General features: G+C 67.6%; 10 protein-coding genes. 6 read left to right on the forward strand and 4 right to left on the reverse strand.

Going from position 1 to position 19,407, the window contains the following annotated elements:
* Positions 1-20 precede the first annotated feature (20 nt).
* Genes ACGLHR_RS09985 through ACGLHR_RS10000 form a run of 4 tightly spaced genes read left to right on the forward strand, consistent with a single transcriptional unit; the run spans position 21 to position 10,566 of the window.
* The gene (locus ACGLHR_RS09985; RefSeq protein ID WP_400093568.1) at positions 21-7,622 is read left to right on the forward strand and encodes an SDR family NAD(P)-dependent oxidoreductase; all 7,602 of its coding nucleotides are present in this window, start codon (positions 21-23) and stop codon (positions 7,620-7,622) included.
* A complete protein-coding gene (locus tag ACGLHR_RS09990) occupies positions 7,619-8,515 on the forward strand; it encodes a UDP-3-O-acyl N-acetylglycosamine deacetylase (RefSeq protein WP_400093569.1) in 897 nt (298 codons plus the stop codon). Before ACGLHR_RS09985 ends, ACGLHR_RS09990 begins: the two co-directional genes overlap by 4 nt.
* Positions 8,516-8,533: 18 nt before the next feature.
* A complete protein-coding gene (locus ACGLHR_RS09995) occupies positions 8,534-9,862 on the forward strand; it encodes an aminotransferase class I/II-fold pyridoxal phosphate-dependent enzyme (RefSeq protein ID WP_400093571.1) in 1,329 nt (442 codons plus the stop codon).
* Entirely contained in the window at positions 9,859-10,566 is a 708-nt protein-coding gene (locus ACGLHR_RS10000) for a GNAT family N-acetyltransferase (RefSeq protein WP_400093572.1), read from the forward strand. The genes ACGLHR_RS09995 and ACGLHR_RS10000 overlap by 4 nt, the downstream gene beginning before the upstream one ends.
* A gap of 459 nt (positions 10,567-11,025) precedes the next feature.
* Here the strand turns inward: ACGLHR_RS10000 and ACGLHR_RS10005 are convergent, their stop codons facing one another.
* The 4 genes from ACGLHR_RS10005 to ACGLHR_RS10020 form a co-directional block, all read right to left on the reverse strand.
* Entirely contained in the window at positions 11,026-12,069 is a 1,044-nt protein-coding gene (locus ACGLHR_RS10005) for a class I SAM-dependent methyltransferase (protein WP_400093574.1), read from the reverse strand.
* Between the two features lie 599 nt (positions 12,070-12,668).
* A complete protein-coding gene (gene waaA / locus ACGLHR_RS10010) occupies positions 12,669-14,018 on the reverse strand; it encodes a lipid IV(A) 3-deoxy-D-manno-octulosonic acid transferase (protein ID WP_400093575.1) in 1,350 nt (449 codons plus the stop codon).
* Positions 14,018-15,079, reverse strand: coding sequence for a lipopolysaccharide heptosyltransferase I (gene waaC / locus ACGLHR_RS10015; RefSeq protein WP_400093576.1), 1,062 nt, complete (start codon positions 15,077-15,079; stop codon positions 14,018-14,020). Before waaC ends, waaA begins: the two co-directional genes overlap by 1 nt.
* Positions 15,080-15,089: 10 nt before the next feature.
* The gene (locus ACGLHR_RS10020) at positions 15,090-16,475 is read right to left on the reverse strand and encodes a phosphomannomutase/phosphoglucomutase (protein WP_400093577.1); all 1,386 of its coding nucleotides are present in this window, start codon (positions 16,473-16,475) and stop codon (positions 15,090-15,092) included.
* A 430-nt stretch (positions 16,476-16,905) separates the two neighbouring features.
* Between ACGLHR_RS10020 and ACGLHR_RS10025 the strand changes: the two genes are divergently transcribed.
* Positions 16,906-18,072 (forward strand): glycosyltransferase family 4 protein, encoded by a 1,167-nt coding sequence (locus ACGLHR_RS10025; RefSeq protein WP_400093579.1) that lies wholly within the window; start codon positions 16,906-16,908, stop codon positions 18,070-18,072.
* Positions 18,069-19,385, forward strand: a complete 1,317-nt coding sequence (locus tag ACGLHR_RS10030; RefSeq protein WP_400093581.1) for a sugar transferase — start codon at positions 18,069-18,071, stop codon at positions 19,383-19,385. Before ACGLHR_RS10025 ends, ACGLHR_RS10030 begins: the two co-directional genes overlap by 4 nt.
* Positions 19,386-19,407 lie beyond the last annotated feature (22 nt).

Consider the following 19,407-nt stretch of genomic DNA (forward strand, 5'->3'; position numbering starts at 1 on the left):
CAGGGCCGAGTCAGAAGAAGATGAAAAAAGCAATCGCAATTGTGGGAATGTCGTGCAGGTTTCCCGGGGGTGTTCGCAATCCGGAAGACTTCTGGAACCTGCTGGTCAATGAAACCGACGCGGTCACGGAAGTCCCCGCCGATCGCTTTGGCACCGAGTTCTATCTGCACCCGGCCAAGCGCGAGCCGGGCAAGAGCTATACATTCTCTGCCGGCGTACTTGACGACATCGCGGGCTTCGATGCCGATTTCTTTGGCGTTTCGCCACGCGAGGCCCGGCAGATGGACCCGCAGCAGCGCCTGCTGCTGGAGCTTGCCTGGGAAGCCTTCGAGAACGCCGGCCAGTTGCCTGCAGAGATGGCGGGCAGCAATTGCGCCGTCTTTATCGGCGTTGCCAGCCAGGATTACGGCGATCGCGGGGTGGATGACCTGGGCGTGGCCGACGCTTACTCGGCGACCGGCAATACGCTGAGCATCGCGTCAAACCGGATTTCATACTTGTTCGACCTGCGCGGCCCCAGCATGTCGATCGATACGGCGTGCTCGTCGTCGCTGGTCGCCCTGCACCAGGCCTGCAATGCCATTCATGCGGGCGAGGCCGATACGGCGCTGGCCGGCGGCGTCAACCTGCTGCTGCACCCGTTCCCCTTCGTCAGTTTCGCCAAGGCGTCGATGTTGTCGCCTACCGGGCGTTGCCGGGCGTTCGATGCCGCCGGCGATGGCTATGTGCGCTCCGAGGGCGGTGCCCTGGTGCTGCTCAAGCCACTCGACAAGGCACTGGCCGACGGCGATACCATCCATGCGGTCATCGTCTCGTCCGGCGTGAACTCGGACGGGCATTCGCAAGGCGGCATCAACGTGCCGGGCGCGGCCACGCAGGCCGCACTGCTCACTGATGTCTACGCCCGCGCTGGCGTGGATCCGCTGGATATCGCCTATGTGGAGGCGCACGGCACCGGTACCGCGGTGGGCGACCCGATCGAGGCGCGCGCCCTGACGGACGTGCTGGGCAAGGGCCGCGCGCCCGGCCAGCCGCTGCTGATCGGCTCGGCAAAGACCAACGTGGGCCACCTGGAGACGGCCTCCGGCATGGCGGGGCTGCTGAAGGCAGTGCTGTGCCTGAAGCACAAGGCTGTGCCGGCGACGGTCCACTTCAAGAATCCCAACCCGAATATCGACTTTGCCGCGGGCGGCTTGCGCGTGGTCGATCGGTACCAGCCGCTCGACACGGGCGGCAAGCCGCTGCTGCTGGGCGTGAACTCCTTCGGCTTCGGCGGCACCAACGCCCACGTGCTGCTTGGCGAGGCGGATGCCCGGAGCGGCGCCGTGACCAAGGCGGCGCCGGCTGCGGCGCCCTCGGCCCTGGTACTGAGTGCGCGCAGCCCCGATGCCGTGCGCGCACTGGCGAGCCAGTATCACGCGCGCTTGCAGGCTGGCGCGTCGTGGGAGGCGCTGGCCAGCGCGGCCGCGCGCAAGCGCCAGTGGCTGCACCACCGCGCGGTGACCCAGCCGGCCAGCCCGGAAGACGGCGTGGCATCGCTTGACTTGCTGGCACGCGGGGAGAGCGCCCCAGGCGTCACCATCGGGGAAGCACCGTTGGGCGCGGATAACAAGCTGGCGCTGGTCTTCTCCGGTAATGGGTCGCAATGGGCGGGCATGGGTCAGCGCTTGCTGGTGGAAGATGCCGTGTTCACCGAAACAATCGAGGAGATCGATGCGCTGTGGCAGGCGGATGGCAGCGCGTCGCTGGCAGCGGTGATGCGCGATGGCGCCACCGCCGCCTGGCTCGAGGGCACCGAGAACGCGCAGCCGCTGTTGTTCGCGCTGCAGGTTGGCGTGGTGCGCTCGCTGCAGGCACGCGGCCTGCGCTACGATGCATGCTTCGGCCATAGCGTAGGCGAAGTGGCTGCGGCCTGGGCGGCGGGTGCGCTGACGCTGGCGCAGGCGGTGCATGTGATCAAGGAGCGCAGCCGCGCGCAGGCCACGACGGCCGGTACCGGCAAGATGGCCGCCGCCGGCGTTAGCGTGGAGGCTGCGCAGCAACTCATCGACCGTCTCGGACTTGGCGCAGATCTTGAGGTGGCGGGCGTCAACAGCCCCGAAGCCGTCACCCTGGCCGGCTCCCCCCAGGCCATCGCCACCGTACTGGAGCAGTTGGCCGAGAGTGGGAAGTTCTTCCAGGCGCTAAATCTTGACTACGCGTTCCATAGCAAGCGCATGGATCCGATCCGCGATTTGGTGCTGACGAGGCTGGCCGACCTGCAGCCGCAGGATGCGCACACACCGTTCATCTCGACCGTCACGGGTGCACAACTGCCCGGCACTGCGCTCGACGCGCAATATTGGTGGCGCAATATCCGGGAACCGGTTCAATTCGAAGCGGCCGCGCGCCACCTGGTGGACGCCGGCGTGCGCGTGTTCCTTGAAATCGGCCCGCACTCGATCCTGCGCAGCTATGTCGCGCAGACGCTGGAGCATGCCAAGGCCAGCGGCTGCGCCCTGCCCACGCTCAAGCGTCATCACGACAGCGCCGCGCAACTGCAGCAGGCGTTCTGCGCAGCACTGGCGCAAGGCGCCAGCCTCGACGCGGACGTAGCCTACCCGCCGGCCGATCCGGAGCTGGTGCTGCCGACCTATCCGTGGCAGCGCAGCCGCCACTGGCTGGCCCCCACCAGCGAGGGCTATGACCTGGTCAACCGGCACCGCGAGCACCCGCTGCTGGGCTATCGCCTGAAAGACAGCGCCGTGGCCTGGGAAAACCAGGTCGACCCGGTCAAGCTGCCGCTGCTGGCCGACCACGTGGTGGACGGCGCGGTGATCTTCCCCGGCGCGGGCTACGCTGAAATGGCGCTGGCCGCTGCACGCCTGCATTTTGGTACCGAGTCCTGCGCGGTGGAGAACCTGGAAATCCGTTCGCCGGTGGTATTCCAACCGCAACAGGGCCGGTTGTTCCGCTTTACCGTGGACCCGCGCACCAACGGCTTCGTCATCGAGATGCGCCCGCGCATGAGCTCGGATCCGTGGACGATCGGCGTGGCCGGCCGGCTGCTGCCCGGTGGCCCGGCCGCGGCGCCCGTCGAGACCATCGGCGCAGCGGAACTGGCGGCCCTGGAGGCCGCCGCCGATATCGACGGCGAGCGCCTGTACGGCGAGGCCGCCGAGATCGGGCTGCAGTTCGGGCCGGCCTTCAAGTGGGTGAAATCCGTGCGCGTTGCCGGCGACACCGCCATCGCGGAGCTGGCGCCGCCTGCCGTGCTGCAGGACGCGCTGGCGCCGTACGCGATGCATCCGGCGGCGATCGACGGTGGCTTCCACCCGCTGCTGGCCCTGATGGGCGCAGCGGCGGACGAAGAAGAGGTAGCCGCCGGCGCAGCCGCCTACGTGCCGGTGCAGATGGGCCGCATCGACTACTACGGCCGCGGCGACGCCGTGCGCCGCGTGGTCGCGCGCATCGAGCGGCGCAGCCCGCATTCGCTGGTGGCTTCGTTCACCTACCTGGACCAGGCCGGCCAGGTGATCATGTGCGTGGGCGCCTGCCGCTTCCGGCGGGTCGACCTGCAGGCCCGGCGCCAGGCCGCGCCAAGCCGCTTTGCCTTCGTCACCGAGGCCCGGCCCTATGCCGCCGACATCAGCGCGGCCGCCCTGCCCGCGCCGGCCACGCTGATCGCGTCGGCCGCCACCATGCTGCTGGCGCAGGAAGACGCGGCCCACCGCCGCACCCACCTGACCGAAGTCATGCCGCTGCTCGACGTGCTGGCGGCGGCCTATGCCCTGCGCGCGGTCGAGGCGCTGGATGTGCTCGGCCAACCGCGGTTGCCCGCCAGCGCCAACCCGGCGCTGCTGGAGCGGCTGATCGGTATGTTGCTGGAAGATCGCGTGCTGGCCCGGCGCGACGGCCAGCTGGTACGCGGCGACGACACTTTGCCGGCCATCGACGAACTCTGGCGTAGCCTGCTTTCCACATCGCCGGGCCACGTGGCCGAACTCACGCTGCTGGCGCATTGCGGCGCGGCGCTGCCCGCCGTGCTGGACGGCAGGCTCAGCCCGCAGGCCGTGCTGCCGAACGGCCGCAGCAGCCTGGTGGACCACCTCTACGAGGCCTCGCCGACCTGGACGCACGTCAACGCGCTGGCCAGCGCTTGCCTGGACGCCGCGGTCGAGGCGTGGGACGCTCCGCGCCCCTTGCGCGTGCTCGAAGTGATCGCGCCCGGCACCAACCTGTTCCAACCCTTTGGCTCGCACCTGCAATCGCGCTGCGACTACGCCATTGCCGGCAGTGCGGAGCAGCTGGGCGCGTTCGATGCCACCGAGCATCCGCTGATCCGCACCGTGCAGATCGAACTGGGCGAAACGCCGTCGCTGGCGGCCGAGCCCGGCCGCCCCGGCCAGTACGATGTTCTGATCATCAACAACCAGCTGCGCGCGGGAGCCTATCCGGAGCGGCTGATCGAAGCCGCGCGCGCATGGATGACGCCGGGCGCGCTGCTGATCGTGGCGGAAAGCCAGTCGAGCCGTTTTTCCGACATCGTGTTCGGCCTGTCGCCCGACTGGTGGACGTTGGGCCGCGACGAATTGCTGAGTGCCGGCACCATTGCCGCGCTGCTGCAGAAGCACGGTTTCGAAACGCCGGTCCGGCACACGGAAGCCGATCTCGAACTAGAAGGCACGCCCTCGTTCCTGGTCGCGCGCCGCAGCGCGGACCCTGTCGCTGCGTCCGCCCCGGATGCGGCTGCGGCCCAATGGCTGGTGCTGAATCCTGCCGCGCACGGCCGGCTGATGGCCGCCGTGGCCGACGCACTGCAAACCCATGCGGCCGGCGCGCAAGTCGCGGTGCTGGATTCGGTGCAGGCGCTGCTTGCCCATCCGTCGCTCGGCGCGGCGGGCACTGTGCCGCGCCACGTGGTGTTCCTTGCCGCCGACATCGACGGCCTGGATGCCGGGACCGATGGCGACGAGATGATGCGCGCGCAGGCCAGCACCTCTATCGCGCTGGCGCAGCTGGTACGCGGGCTGGCCGGTGCGGCCGCCCCGGTACGGCTGTGGGTGGTGAGCCGTGGCGGCGCGCCGCTGGCCGCGCCCGGGGCGCAGCCGTGCGCGTTCCGTCCTGAGCAGGCCACGCTGTGGGGCCTGGGCCGGGTGCTGATGAACGAGTACGCCGAACTGGCCACCCACCTCATCGATATCGATCCCGCTTGCGAGCGGCCCGCTCCGATGCTGGTGCGCGAGCTGCTGTCGGACGAGCGCGAGGAAGAAGTGCTGCTCACGCGCACCGGCCGCTTTGTGCCGCGCATGCTGCCGGCCACCACCGTCGAGCTGCGTGAGCAGGGCGCCGGTACCGGGCAGCAGGACCAGCACAGTGTGCTCGCCTTCGAGTCTCCGGGCTCGCTGCGCCACCTGCAGTGGTTCGCCCTGGCGGACTGCGAGCTGGATGCGGACGAGGTGGAGATCGAACCCGCCGCCACCGGCCTGAATTTCCGCGACGTGATGTACTCCATGGGCCTGCTGTCCGACGAGGCCGTGGAGAACGGCTTTGCCGGGCCGACCATCGGCATGGAGCTGTCGGGCCGCATCACGCGTGTCGGCAAGAACGTGCAAGGCTTCCAGCCGGGCGATGCCGTGCTGGGCTTCGCGCCGGCCTGCTTCGCCAGCCGCGTGCGCACTCGCGCCGGCGCGGTGGCGCTAAAGCCCGAGCGGCTGAGCTTCGAGGAAGCCGCGACGATTCCCACCACCTTCTTCACCGCCTTCTATGCGCTGTGCGAACTGGCTCGCCTGCGCAAGGGCGAGCGCGTACTGGTGCACGGCGCGGCAGGCGGCGTGGGCATCGCGGCCATCCAGCTGGCCCGCCATCTCGGCGCGGAAGTGTTCGCCACGGCGAGCACCAACGAGAAGCGCGAATTCGTGCGGCTGCTGGGCGCCGACCATGTGTTCGATTCGCGCAGCCTGGCGTTCGCCGACGACATCCTGCGTTGCACCGGCGGCCAGGGTGTGGACATCGTGCTCAACTCGCTGGCCGGCGAGGCGATGGTGCGCAGCATCGATGTGCTGCGCCCGTTCGGCCGCTTCCTGGAGCTGGGCAAGCGCGACTTCTACGAAAACAGCCGCATCGGCCTGCGCCCTTTCCGCAACAACATCAGCTACTTCGGCATCGATGCGGACCAGCTGATGCATGCGCAGCCGGGCCTGACGACGCGCCTGTTCGCCGAGATCATGGAACTGCTGGCCAGCGGCGTACTCGACCCGCTGCCGTACCGCACGTTCCCGGCGCATCGGGTGGAAGAGGCCTTCCGCTACATGCAGCAGGCGCGCCAGATCGGCAAGATCGTGATCACGTTCCCGGCCGGCGCCCCGGCGCCGCAGACGCCCAAGCCCACGCAGCTCGCGCTGGACCCGCGTGCGGCCTACCTGGTGGTGGGCGGCACGGGCGGCCTGGGCTTTGCCACGGCGCGCTGGCTGGTGGACAAGGGCGCCCGGCACGTGGTGCTGGCCAGCCGCGGCGGCGCCTTGTCCGAGGACCTCGCCGCGCAGGCGCGGCAATGGCATGAGACCCTCGGCGTCACCGTCACGGTGGCTTCGTGCGACCTGACGGACAAAGCCGCCGTCAAGGCGCTGGTGGCGCGGATCGAACGTGCCGGCATGCCGCTCAAGGGCGTGGTGCATTCGGCCATGACCATCGCCGACGGCCTCATCGCCAACCTGGATGACGAGCGCTTTGGCAGTGTGCTGGCGCCGAAGGTGGCCGGCGCTTGGAACCTGCATCGCGCCACCAGCGGGTGCGCGCTGGACTTCTTCGTGGTGTATTCGTCGGCCACGACCTTCCTCGGCAGCCCGGGCCAGTCCAGCTACGTGGCCGCCAATGCCTTCCTGGAGTCGCTGGTCTACCAGCGCCGCGCCAGCGGGCTGGTGGGCTGCTTCATGGCCTGGGGGCCGCTGGAGGATGTGGGCTTCCTGGCGCGCAACGCGCAGACGCGCGAGGCGCTGCAGGTGCGCATCGGCGGGCGTTCCATCACCTCCGTCGAAGCCATGGCGGCGCTGGAACATGCGCTGCTGGCGGACCGCGCCGGCGAGGCCGTGCTGTGGCTCGACTGGCAGGCGGTAGCGCGGGTCATGCCCGCCGCACGCTCGCTGCGCTATGTGGAAATGCAGGGCAGCGACGGCCAGGACGCGCAGCGCTCCACCGGCGCCAGCCTGGATGGCGAGGTACGCGCGCTGCCGCCGCAGCAAGCGCTGCAGCTGGTCATCGAGACCATGCAGGCGCAGATCGCGCGCATCCTGCATCTGTCGGCCAAGAAAGTCGACATCGACCGCTCGGTGGTCGATCTCGGCATGGACTCGCTGATGGGGATGGAACTTGGCATGGCCGTGGAGGAGTCCTTCAAGGTCAAGCTGTCGGTGATGCTGCTGGCGGATGGCGCCACGGTGCGCTCGCTGGCGCAGAAGATCGTCGATTCGATCCGCACGGGCGGTGCGAGCGATATGGGCGGCGCGGAAGATGCGCCGTCCGAGGCACAGCAGCAGATCGAGGCGCTGGTGGCACGCCACGCGCTGGATATGGATGCCAACGACATCCGCGTGCTGGCCGACAAGGTCGAACCCGGCGCCGCCGCCGCGCCGGCGCTGCCATGACTGGCGTGACCGGCTGGCAGGCAAGCCAGGGCACGCTGGCGCGCGATCTGGTGATCGCGGGCCACGGCCTGCACACCGGCCGGCGCGTCAACGTGCGGATCCGGCCCGCCGGCACCGGCCACGGCATCGTGTTCCGGCGCGTGCGCGACGGCCAGATCCTGGCCGAGCTGCCCGCCGCGCCCGGTCTGCGCCTGGCGCAGCCGCTGTGCACCGCGCTGCAGGCCGGCAACGGCCTGCGCGTACGCACCGTGGAACATCTCCTGGCCGCGCTGCTGGCCTGCGAGATCGACCACGCCACGGTGGAACTCGACGCGGAAGAAGTCCCGATCCTCGACGGTAGCGCCCTACCCTGGATCCAGGCGATACAAGCCTGCGGCCGCACCGCGCTGCCGGAACCCAAACGCTTCCTGCGCGTGCTGCGCCGCCTGACGGTGGCCGACGGCGAGATGCGCGAGCTGGTGATCGAGCCGGCCGCGCGCTATGAACTGCAGGTCACCAACGACCTCAAGGGTTTTGGCGTGCTGTCTTGGCAGGGCGAGATCAACCCGGAACGCTTCGCCAGCGAGATCGCGCCGTCGCGCTCGTATGGCCGCCTGAAATGGGCGATCCCGACGATCGCGTTCGGCTACCTGCGCGGCAAGCCCATCCTGCGCGGCGCGCGGCCATCGTGCACGGCGACCATCGTCGGTGGTAGTGTGCTCGGCGGCATGCGCCTGCCCGAGGAATTCGTGCGCCACCGCGCGCTGGACCTGATCGGCGACCTGGCCTTGCTGGGCGCGCCGCTGCTGGCCCGGGTGACGGCCTTGCGCCCCAGCCATGAAATGAACTATCGCCTGTGCTCCGCACTGCTCGCGCAACCCGATGCGTGGGAGTGGACCGGACCGGCCACCTGACTGAACAAGGAAGACGTAATGGGATTGGGCGACCACCTGAGGCAACAGCTCGCCGCCAAGGCGCTGCAGCGCCAGCTTGAACGGGTGACCAACGAGATCGAGGCCGCACCGGCTGCCATGGCGCGGCCGGCCGCGCCGTCCGAACTGGCGCAGCTGTGCCGCTTCGATACGCTGCCGGCCTACCAGCAGGTGGCGATCGGCCGCCAGATGAGCGAGCAGCTGCGCATCGCATCGCCCTTCTTCCGGGTGCACGAAGGCGTGGCCGGCGCCACCACGCAGATCGGCGGCAAGAGCTATATCAACTTCGCCAACTACAACTACCTTGGGCTCGCCGGCGATGCGCAGGTGTCGGCCAGCGCCAAGGCCGCCATCGACCGCTACGGCACCTCGGCTTCCGCCAGCCGCATGGTGGCCGGCGAGCGTCCCGTGCAGCGCGAGCTGGAGCATGCGCTGGCCGACCTGTACGAGGTGGACGACTGCGTGGCGTTCGTCAGCGGCCATGCCACCAATGTCACGGTCATCGGCTCGCTGTTCGGGCCGAACGACCTGATCGTGCATGACGCGCTCGCGCACAACAGTATCGTGCAGGGCGCACAGCTGAGCGGCGCCAAGCGCCTGAGCTTTCCGCACAACGACTGGCAGGCGCTGGATGAAATGCTGACACGCGTGCGCCGCCAGTACCGGCGCGTGCTGATCGCCATCGAAGGCCTCTACAGCATGGACGGCGACCTGCCGGAGTTGGAGCGGTTCATCGACATCAAACGCCGCCACGCGGCGTTCCTGATGGTGGACGAAGCGCACTCGCTGGGCGTGCTCGGCGCCCAGGGCAAGGGCATCCGCGAGCACTACGGCGTGGCGGGACGCGACGTGGACATCTGGATGGGCACCTTCAGCAAGACGCTGGCCGGGTGCGGCGGCTTTATTGCCGGCGAGCAGGCGCTGACGGATATCCTGCGGCACCTGGCGCCCGGCTTCCTGTACAGCGTGGGCATTGCGCCGATGCTGGCGGCGGCGTCGCTGACCGCGCTGGAACGCATGCTGGCGGAGCCGGAGCGGATCGCCACGCTGCGCGAGCGCGGCCATCTCTTCCTGGAACTGGCGCGCAAGGCCGGGCTGAACACCGGCACCAGTGCGGGGTATTCGGTGATCCCGGTCATCACGGGGAGTTCGCTGAAGGCGGCGCAATGGGCGAACGCGCTGTTCGACGAGGGCATTAACACCCAGCCGATCTTTTATCCGGCGGTGGAGGAAAAGGCCGCCCGGCTGCGCTTCTTTATCTGCTCGACGCACACGCCCGAGCAGATTCGCACCGCCGTCGACGTCGTCGCCCGCCTGTCGCGTCGATGAGCCAGATTGGCGTGACGCGCGAATCGTCTCCGGCGGCGATGCATCGGCAAGCGAAGCTGGTGTTCCGCCAGGCCACGGCGCGCGATGCCGCGGCGCTGGCACCGCTGGTGCTGGCCTCGGGCGAGCTTGAGTTTGCCTATCTGCTTGGCGGCACGCAGGCGGAACGCGAGGCCTTCCTGCGGCAGGCGATCGCATCCGATGGCGGACGGTTCTCCTGGCGCCGCCACCGCGTGGCAGCGCTCGGCAACGAGCCGGTCGCGGTGCTGGCGATCCAGGACGGCCGGGCCAACCTGCTCGACGATCCACGCATTGCGCTGGATTTCCTGCGCGCCTTCGGCGCCTGGCGAAGCGGCGGGATCATTTGCCGTGGCCTGGTCCTGGAACGGGAAATCCCGGCTCCGAAGCGCCGGCAGACGCTGCTGGCGCATTGCGCTACCCGTAGCGATATGCGTGGCCAGGGGGTTTTCCGGGCCCTCTTTGCCCACACGATGCGCGCGCGGTTGTTGCCCGCGAGGGCGGGACAGACACTTTTCCTTGACGTGCTGCGCAGCAATACGCGAGCGGCAGCGCTGTACCGCGAACTGGGATTTGTCGCCTTGGATGAGAGAGCAGACCGTACACCCAAGCTGCCAGTACACCTCCGTTCATCCAGGATGCGTTTCTCGCCGGGCGATGCCGTCGCTGGGTCTTACGCACCGACCTGATTGAGCAAAATGCCCGCGTCTGGACGTGTTTCTGCCCGTGGACCAACCTGCGGGACGACGCCGAGCCGGTCTTCCTGACACACTTGGTCGGCGCCGGCATTGATAGGGTTTTCGCCTCGGCAACATGGCAATATGGGCAGGACAAGCGTCGGCGCGTGGTAACCAAGGCGCGCCGGGAATTGCCTCTGACCCCGTTCCCAGGAGAAGCGGATGTGCAATAACTACGCACCGGTGCAGCGCCAGTTGCTGCGCGATGTTTACCGCGTGGAGCCGCCGCTGGCGGACTGAAAGACTGAGACCTGACCGGACTATGCAGCGCCGATCGTGCGCGCGGACGGCGACGGCCGGCGCGACAGCGTCCTGGCCACCTGCGGCCTGATCCCGCAGTCGCATATCCCGGAGGGCGTCCGCCCCTCCGATACGATGAATGCTAGGTCGGAGACAGTCGGCGAAAAGCGATCATTCTCCGGCCCGCGGAAGAAGGGGCAGCTTGCAGACAAAGTTGACGAAATCCGCCTCTCGATAGTCCATAGGCGACAGTTGCGTGCTCAACTCATGTGCCTTCTGAATGTCCTCTTCTAGCAGGACATCGGACCGCCTGCGGATCCTGAACGACTCAGCACTATTGAACGTCGTCGGCTGTAGAACTGCGCTCACGTGGAATCCTAGCTGCTCAAGTTGAGCCTTCAGGCTCTCGGCAGAAGGAATGGCAATATGGCGTGGCGCTTCCAGGCCGCGCCAGTCTTTGCCGAAGAATTTACGGAATGTGCTTTGCGAATTTGGCAAGGATAGCAGCAGTGTGCCACCCGGCTTAAGCACTGATCTCATGGAGCATAGCGCACCATTCGGATCATAAGTGTGCTCAAGGATGTGGGAACAGAACAGGCAGTCGAATTTTTCATCCAGCTTGGCGACATCTTCGATGCTTGCGTTGACGACCCGTAGACCTTTGCTCTGCGCGGCTTCGCATGCTTTGCTATCAAGATCAATGCCAAGCGTCTGCCAGCCCGCTTGTTTGGCCAACAGCAGAAATCCGCCGCTACCACATCCGATGTCCAGCAGACTGCCTGGTGGCATTTGCGCAAGCTCAGGCACCCCAAAAGGAATGACAAACTTCCCCTTGAGCATGTTGGTCAGCGCGCCCGCCCGCCGGGGCAAATGAAGACGAGGGCTTAGGCGCATGCCGAACCAGTGCACATAACACTCGTTCCTGACCAGATTTTTCAATGCTTCTGCCAGCCGACGAAGCGGGGCTAAAGCATGCGTGTAGTATCTTGTATAGGCGTTGCCAATGCTCTGTTTGTCCGGTCTTGGGTCAAGGTATAGCGCCTGGCAGTCGTTGCAATTCCAGTAGGTCCATTTCCCGGGAGCGCAATAAAAAGCCCAGTCCTGAACGTCCTCGTAGGCACGCTCACGCTGGGTACCGCCACAGTATGGGCAAGCGCCTACAGTTTCCAACTGTAGCTGCGGCCATGGTTGATCGATCACAGAAACCGAGGTCATTCTTGCTCCATACAGGAATCATTGGCACTGGCGCCACCAAGCATATCCCAGCACAATCTGTGACAAGAATAACACAGTACAAAACTGCCCTACTACTAGCTATTGGTAGCTGTCATCGCGTCTATCAGCCCGCTGACCCGATCCCGAAACGCCCCCCGCTTGACGCTATAGATCCGGGGCGAATTGCAGAAGATCCCCCACCGTATCGCCGGCCGAATCGATCAAGACCGGTTCAGGGTGCACTCTCAGGTTTGTTTGACCTACTGACACGACGCCACTGCCGCCTCTAGCCTCAGCTCGTACGCCGCGCGCCGAGCGGGATGACTGATTCACTGCCGGGATCCGGGGGTAGCGCGGAGCTTCTTCACGCTGTATCCGGCGGGAAAGATGGGAGCGGAACCGGCGCTCAAGCCGGCCGATGCCAAGAAATAGATGCCAGCGCGTGCGGACACGCCGGCGTGTCACCTTAATGAGCGAACTGCCACTGACAGCCGGAACGCTCAGCAACGGTGCGTATCGTAGGCGAGTGTACTCGCGCTCGTCAAGGGTAAGCAGCCCAGTCCTACTGACAGGCCACCACTGCAGCCTTGAGCCGCACCTCATAGCCGGTGCGCAGCGCCAGTTCGGCCAGCGCCGCCTGGTAGAGTATGCAGAGCAGCAAGCGTGCGGGCGGTGGCGCCCCGGTGCAGGCTAGCAAACGCCAGTGCTTGCTCCTGCATTGACGCAAGGCGCACTGGATCAGCTAGCAACGTGCCAGCGCTGCTCATCACGCTATCGGCATCGTCCACGCGCAGACATGCACCGGCAGCGATGGCATCCTCGGTCGCCTGCGCAAAATTGAACGTGTGCGGCCCAATCAAAACGGGCGTACCGGCAGCGCATGCCTCGATTAGATTCTGGCCGCCCAGTGGCAGCAGGCTGCCCCCGATAAAAGCAATATCCGAGGCAGCGAAGTACATCGCCATCTCGCCCATCGAATCGCCTAGCAGCACATCCGCCGTAACCGGCTCCGGCAAGCCCGGCTGCTCCCACCCGGCGGAATCGCCTAGTGCGCTACGGCGCTGCACCGTGAAGCCTGCACGCGTAACCAGGGCTGCCACTTCGTCGAAACGCTGCGGATGGCGCGGCACCAGAAGCAAGGCCGGGCGCGGCACGGCGCCGGGCACGCCGGCGCTCAGCGCCTGCCAGCGCGCGAACGCCTCCAGCAACAGCGATTCCTCGCCTTCGCGCGTGCTGGTGGCGGCGAACACGGCGCGCGCGCCGAATCCCTGGCGCAGCACGCGGCCACGCCGCAGGCCGTCCTCGGACGGCTGCATATCGAACTTGAGGTTGCCGGTCACCTGCACCGCGGGCAATCCCAGCGCGCGAAAGCGTTCTGCATCGCCCTGGGTCTGCGCCAGCACCGCGGTGAAGTCGCGATACATCGCCGTCGCGGCCTGGCCAAAGCGCGCGGTGCGGCGGAAGCTGCGCGGCGACAGCCTGGCGTTGACCAGCAGCAGCGGCACGCCCGCCACGCGGGCACCGCGCACGAGGTTGGGCCACACCTCGGTCTCCATCAGCATGCCCGCGGTTGGGCGGAAATAACGCAGGAAGCGTTGCACCAGCCATGGCAGGTCATAGGGCAGATAGGATTGCATCAAGCGCGGCTCGGCACCGTACAGCTGAGCACCCGTCTGGCGCCCGGTGGGCGTCATATGCGTGAGCAAGATGCGATGTGCCGGATAGTGTGCGAGCAGCGCGTCGATCAGCGGCTGGGCGGCGCGGGTCTCGCCGACCGACACGGCGTGGACCCACAGCCATGGCCCCGCGGACGGCAGCTTGCCGTAGGCGCCGAGACGCTCGCCGATATGCTGGACATAGCCGGGCTCCTTGCGCGCTCGCCACACCAAGCGCAACAGCGCAATGGGCAGCGCCAGCAGCCAGAGCAGGTTATACAAGGCGCGCAGCATCAGAGCTCCAACCCGCGCACGCGCCGCGCGGCGGCGTAGACTTCGTCGACCGGCGGCACCACGCCGTCGTCGCCGACATTGGCGATGCCATCGGACCAGTAGCCCTCGGTCTTCCAGCGCCAGGTGGCCGTATAGATCTCCACCGTGGGCCGGCACAGCGCCGCGGCGATATGGACCAGGCCCGTATCGACGCCGATCACCACTTCCGCGCGGTTGATCAGGCCGAAGCCCTGCATGACCGTGAAGCGCGGCAGCACCCGCGCCTGCGGCACGCCGGCGGCGATCTCTTCAGCCGCGCGCCGCTCCCCTTCGTTGCCCCACGGCAGCAGCATGGTCACGCCTTCCTCCGCCAGGCGGCGGCCGAGATCATGCCAGCTGGCCAGCGGCCACTTCTTCTTCGCGCCCGCCGTGGCATGGAAACACACCGCGTAGCGCGTTGGCAGGCTCGCCCAAAGCGAATCGTCGACATACAGCGTGTGCGCGCCGGGGCCAAAGAACTGCGGCGGCTCCGGCGGCGCAAGCCCCGTGAGCGCCGCGCCCAGCAGGCGCGAACGCCGCACCGAATGAGTCTGGCGCGGCACGGCCACCCGCTCGGTATAGAAGAGCCGCGCAGCCGGCTCATAGCCGGAGCCCTGGGTGGCATTGGCCAGCCCGATCACCGGCGCACCGGCGCGGCGGTCAGCCACGCGGGCCACCACGGCGGTCTTGAGCAAGCCCTGCGTCTCGATCACGGCGTCGTAGGCCTCCTCGCGCAGGGCCTGCCTTAACGCGCCGATCTCCCGCCAGGTAGCAGCCTGGTAGAAGCGCTTGCGCCAGCGCCGCAAGGCGAAGGGAATCACCCGCCGCACTTCAGGCAGCAGGCGCACGAGATCGACGTAGCCTTCCTCGACCACCCAGTCGATCTCGCAATCCGGCCAGCGCGCGCGCAGGTCGTGCACCAGCGGCATGTTATGCACCACGTCGCCCAGCGACGAGACCTTGACCACCAGGATGCGCGGCCGCGCGGAAAGCGCATGCCGCGTCGAGGATTTGTCCGATTTTCCCGCCAGGGGCGCGGTCAACGGCATCCGCTTAGAACGGCAGTTGCGCGTCCGGCTTTTCCGCCAGGATCACGCGTTTGAATTCCGCCTGGATGCGCGCCAGCGCGGCGTCGTTGTCGGCCTCGAAACGCATCACCACCACCGGCGTGGTGTTGGACGGGCGCGCCAGGCCAAAACCGTCGGCGTACTCGACACGCACGCCGTCGATGGTGATGACCTCGCGCGCGCCGTCGAACTTCGCATTGGCGCGGATCTTGTCCAGCAGCGTGAAGGCTTCGCCCTCGGCGCATTTCAGCTGCAACTCGGGTGTGCAGTTGGAATTGGGCAAGGCGTTCAGCACCGCGCTCGGATCGGCATGCTTCGACAGGATCTCCAGCAGGCGCGCGCCGGTGTACAGGCCATCGTCGAACCCGTACCAGCGATCCTTGAAAAACACGTGGCCGCTCATCTCGCCGGCCAGCGGCGCGCCGGTTTCCTTGAGCTTGGCCTTGACCAGCGAATGGCCGGTCTTCCACATCAGTGGCTCGCCGCCGTGCTGGCGAATCCACGGCGCCAGCTTGCCGGTGCACTTGACGTCGTAGATGATCTGCTGGCCAGGATTGCGCGACAGGATCTCCTCGGCAAACAGCATCAGCTGGCGGTCGGGGAAGATCACCTCGCCGTCCTTGGTCACCACGCCCAGGCGGTCGCCATCGCCGTCGAAGGCCAGGCCCAGCTCGCAGTCAGTGTCGCGCAGGCACTGCATCAGGTCCTGCAGGTTTTCCACATGGGCTGGATCGGGATGGTGGTTGGGGAAGTTGCCGTCCACCTCGCAGAACAGCTCCGTGACCTCGCAGCCGAGGGCGCGGAACAGGTCGCCGACGAAGGCGCCCGCCACGCCATTGCCGGCATCGAGCGCGATCTTCATCGGGCGCGCCAGCTTGATGTCGCCGACGATACGGTCCAGGTACTGCTTGCGGACGTCGACCTGCTGGTAGCCCCCGGCGCCGCTCGCGAACTTGCCGGCGTCGATGCGCTGGCGCAGCGACTGGATCTGCTCGCCGTAGATCGCCTTGCCGGCCAGCACCATCTTGAAGCCGTTGTAGTCGGGTGGATTGTGACTGCCGGTCACCATGATGCCGGAGGTGGCGCGACGCCCCGCCAGCTCCACATTGGTGCCGAAATAGACCATCGGCGTGGCGACCATGCCGAGATCGATCACATCCATGCCCGCGGCGCGCAGGCCTTCGACCAGGCCACCCAGCAGGTCCGGCCCGGAAAGGCGCCCGTCGCGGCCTACCACCACGGCGCGCTCGCCCTGCTCGGCGGCGGCGGAGCCGAAGGACAGGCCGATCGCGCGCGCCACGTCACGCGTCAGGGTCTTGTCGACGATGCCACGGATATCGTAGGCCTTGAAAATGGAAGAATCAGCTTGCATGGGTCATCCTGAATGTTGACGGTTGAACCGGTTGACATTGCCGGCCGCCAGTTCCGGCCGAAGCCGGCGCAGCGGGCAAATGCGTCAAAGGTGGTATTTTGCCGGATTGCGAGAGGCACGCCAGTTATAATCGTTCGGCTATGCTCGAAAATGGCGCAGCGAGCCAGCCCGCATGGCGGCACGAACGCCGCCGCCGCGGCCTGCCGAAGCTGCCGAAAATTGCGCCGGATGGGCCCGGCAGACCCGGATGTCGGGTTCGCGCCTCCCGCCTGCGTTCGGCGGCCAGAGCCGCCCAGCCAAGGTTAAGTGCTTTTTTTGGTTTTTTTGCCCATTTTTCTGCCCAGGTGCCGGTTTGAACGTTTTGCCGGATCGTCGGCCCTGCCGATCGGCCCCGGCTCTGTTCCTCCAGCCCGCCCTTGCGATCTGCCCAGTGCCTTCGCCCCTGCCCAGCCACCACCCGCACCGCCCGCGCATCGCCTACCTGATCACGAACTCCGAGATCGGCGGAGCGCAGACGCACGTCGCCGATTTGCTGCACGCCCTGCGCGACAGGATCGAACCCATCCTGCTGGCCGGAGGCGACGGCCCCCTGCTGGCCACCGCGCGGGCCGCCGGCGCCCGCACCGTACGCCTGCCGCTGTTGGACAATGCCCTATCGCCGTTGCGCGCGCTGGCCGCGTTCAGGCAACTGCTGAAGGCGCTGCGCGCCGCGGAACCCGACCTGATCCATGCGCACAGCGCGAAGGCCGGCGCGCTGGGCCGGATGGCCGGCTGGCTGCTGGGTGTGCCGGTTGTCTATACGGTGCATGGCTTCGCCTTCAAGGCCGCCGCCCCGGCCCGCCAGCGCCTGGTCTCGCGCGTGATGGAGTGGCTGCTGGCACCGTTCACCACCCGCCTGATCTGCGTGGCGCAGGGCGAACGCGCGCTGGCCGCGTCGCTGCCGATCCCCGCCGCGCGGGTCAGCGTGATCCGCAACGGCATCGCCGACAGCGGCGCGCTGGCCACGCCCGGCGCGCCGCTGCGGCGCATTGTCATGGTGGCGCGCCTGGCCGCTCCCAAGCGCGCCGACCTGCTGATCCGCGCCTTTGCCCGCGCCGCCCTGCCCGATTGCGAGATGGTACTGGCAGGCGAGGGTCCGCAAATGGCTGCCCTGCAGGCACTGGCCGACGCCCTGGCACCTGGGCACGTGCAATTTGCCGGCCCGGTCACCGACGTCCCCGCCCTGCTGGCTTCGGCCCAGGCCTTCGCGCTGGCATCCGACCATGAAGGCTTCCCGCTCTCTGTGCTCGAGGCCATGCGCGCCGGCCTGCCGGTCGTCGCCAGCGACCTCCCCGGCATCCGCGAGCAACTGGATGGCGGCGCCAGCGGCCTGCTGGTCGCCGGCGATGACGAACCTGCCTGGGCGGCCGCGCTTGCACGGCTGGCAGGCGATCCCGCCCTGCGCGAATCCCTGGGACGCAATGCCCGGACACGCTGGGCCAGGGAGTTTGGCCTGGCGCCAATGGCCGAAGCCACCTGGACGGTCTACCAGCAAGCGCTGGCGGGCAAGCCTGGCGCCGCCCGCGCGGCTGCCGGCACTGGAGCAGGCGGACAATGAACAAGAGCCATGGCGTCGCGCGCCCGGCGCAGCTAACCCGCCCCCAGGGCTCGGAAACCATCCGCCGCGCCAGCCGCATGCTGGCCTGGGCGCTGCTGGGTCTGCTGCTCTTCGGTCTCAATATCGTGCTGGCCGAGTTCGCCCATCACGCCGACCTGGTGACTTACGTCTTCACCCGTACCCTGCTGTGGTCGGTGCTGCCCTATCTGTTCGCCTTCGTGCTGCTGCACCGCTCCCTGCACCTGCCCGCCATGGAAGGCAACAGCCTGGTCGGCCTGGCCGCCACCCTGCCCTTTGCCGCGCTGCTCTTCGTCTTCGCCGCCTTCCACCTCGAATATTCACGCGGCGCGCTGCTCCTCAGCTACCTCACCACGCTGGGCTGGATCTGGTTCGGCTACCGGCGCTTCGTGCGCAACTACGTGCCCGTGTTCGGCTATACCGACGCCGCCACGCTGGCGCAGCTCGAACAGATCCTCGCCATGCCTGGCGCCGCGCCGGCCAGCCCCACCCGCTTCCAGGCCATCAGCTCGCTGGACGAAGCCGTGCATTGCGACGGCCTGATGCTGGACCGCAACGCCACCGCCGACCCCGAGCGCACCCGCGTGCTCGCCCAGTTCAAGCTCAGCCACGTGCGCATGTATTCGGTCGAGCGGATCGGCGAGATGCTGACCGGGCGCGTCGGCCTCGCGCACATCGACGAGAACTTCCTCGACGACTACGCCGCACACTATTTCTACAGCTTCGCCAAACGCCTGATCGACCTCGCCGCGGTACTCTGCATGGCCCCCCTCGCGCTGCCGGTGGGCTTGGCCGTGGCGGCAGCGATCCGCCTCGAATCCACCGGCCCCGCCTTGTTCCGCCAGGGGCGGGTTGGCCTGTTCGGCAAGCCCTTCACGATGTTCAAGTTCCGCAGCATGGCGTTCGACGCCGGCGCGCCGGCGCAGTTCGCCGCCCGCCGCGATCCGCGCGTGACCCGCGTGGGCCGCGTCATCCGCAAATACAGGCTCGACGAGATTCCGCAGTTGTGGAACGTGCTGGTGGGCGATATGAGCCTGATCGGCCCGCGACCCGAGCAGGTGCCGATGGTGGACGAATTCGCCCATACGATTCCGTATTACCCGTACCGGCACCTAGTGCGCCCCGGCTTGTCGGGATGGGCGCAGGTCCAGCAGGGCTACGTGGGCACGCATGAAGAAACCGTGACCAAGCTCAGCTACGACTTGTATTACGTCAAGCATTGTTCGTTCGCGCTGGATTTGCTGATCGGGGTGAAGACGTTGCGGACGTTGTTGACGGGGTATGGGGCGCGGTGAGCGAGCAAATTCACCCTTCCCC

Source organism: Cupriavidus sp. CuC1 (assembly GCF_044627735.1).
GTDB classification, from domain to species: domain Bacteria; phylum Pseudomonadota; class Gammaproteobacteria; order Burkholderiales; family Burkholderiaceae; genus Cupriavidus; species Cupriavidus ulmosensis.

Coding starts and splice junctions, on each gene's coding strand:
- ACGLHR_RS09985 (WP_400093568.1), top strand. CDS start 21: ATGAAAAAAGCAATCGCAATTGTGGGAATGTCGTGCAGGTTTCCCGGG.
- ACGLHR_RS09990 (WP_400093569.1), top strand. CDS start 7,619: ATGACTGGCGTGACCGGCTGGCAGGCAAGCCAGGGCACGCTGGCGCGC.
- ACGLHR_RS09995 (WP_400093571.1), top strand. CDS start 8,534: ATGGGATTGGGCGACCACCTGAGGCAACAGCTCGCCGCCAAGGCGCTG.
- ACGLHR_RS10000 (WP_400093572.1), top strand. CDS start 9,859: ATGAGCCAGATTGGCGTGACGCGCGAATCGTCTCCGGCGGCGATGCAT.
- ACGLHR_RS10005 (WP_400093574.1), bottom strand. CDS start 12,069: ATGACCTCGGTTTCTGTGATCGATCAACCATGGCCGCAGCTACAGTTG.
- waaA (WP_400093575.1), bottom strand. CDS start 14,018: ATGCTGCGCGCCTTGTATAACCTGCTCTGGCTGCTGGCGCTGCCCATT.
- ACGLHR_RS10020 (WP_400093577.1), bottom strand. CDS start 16,475: ATGCAAGCTGATTCTTCCATTTTCAAGGCCTACGATATCCGTGGCATC.
- ACGLHR_RS10030 (WP_400093581.1), top strand. CDS start 18,069: ATGAACAAGAGCCATGGCGTCGCGCGCCCGGCGCAGCTAACCCGCCCC.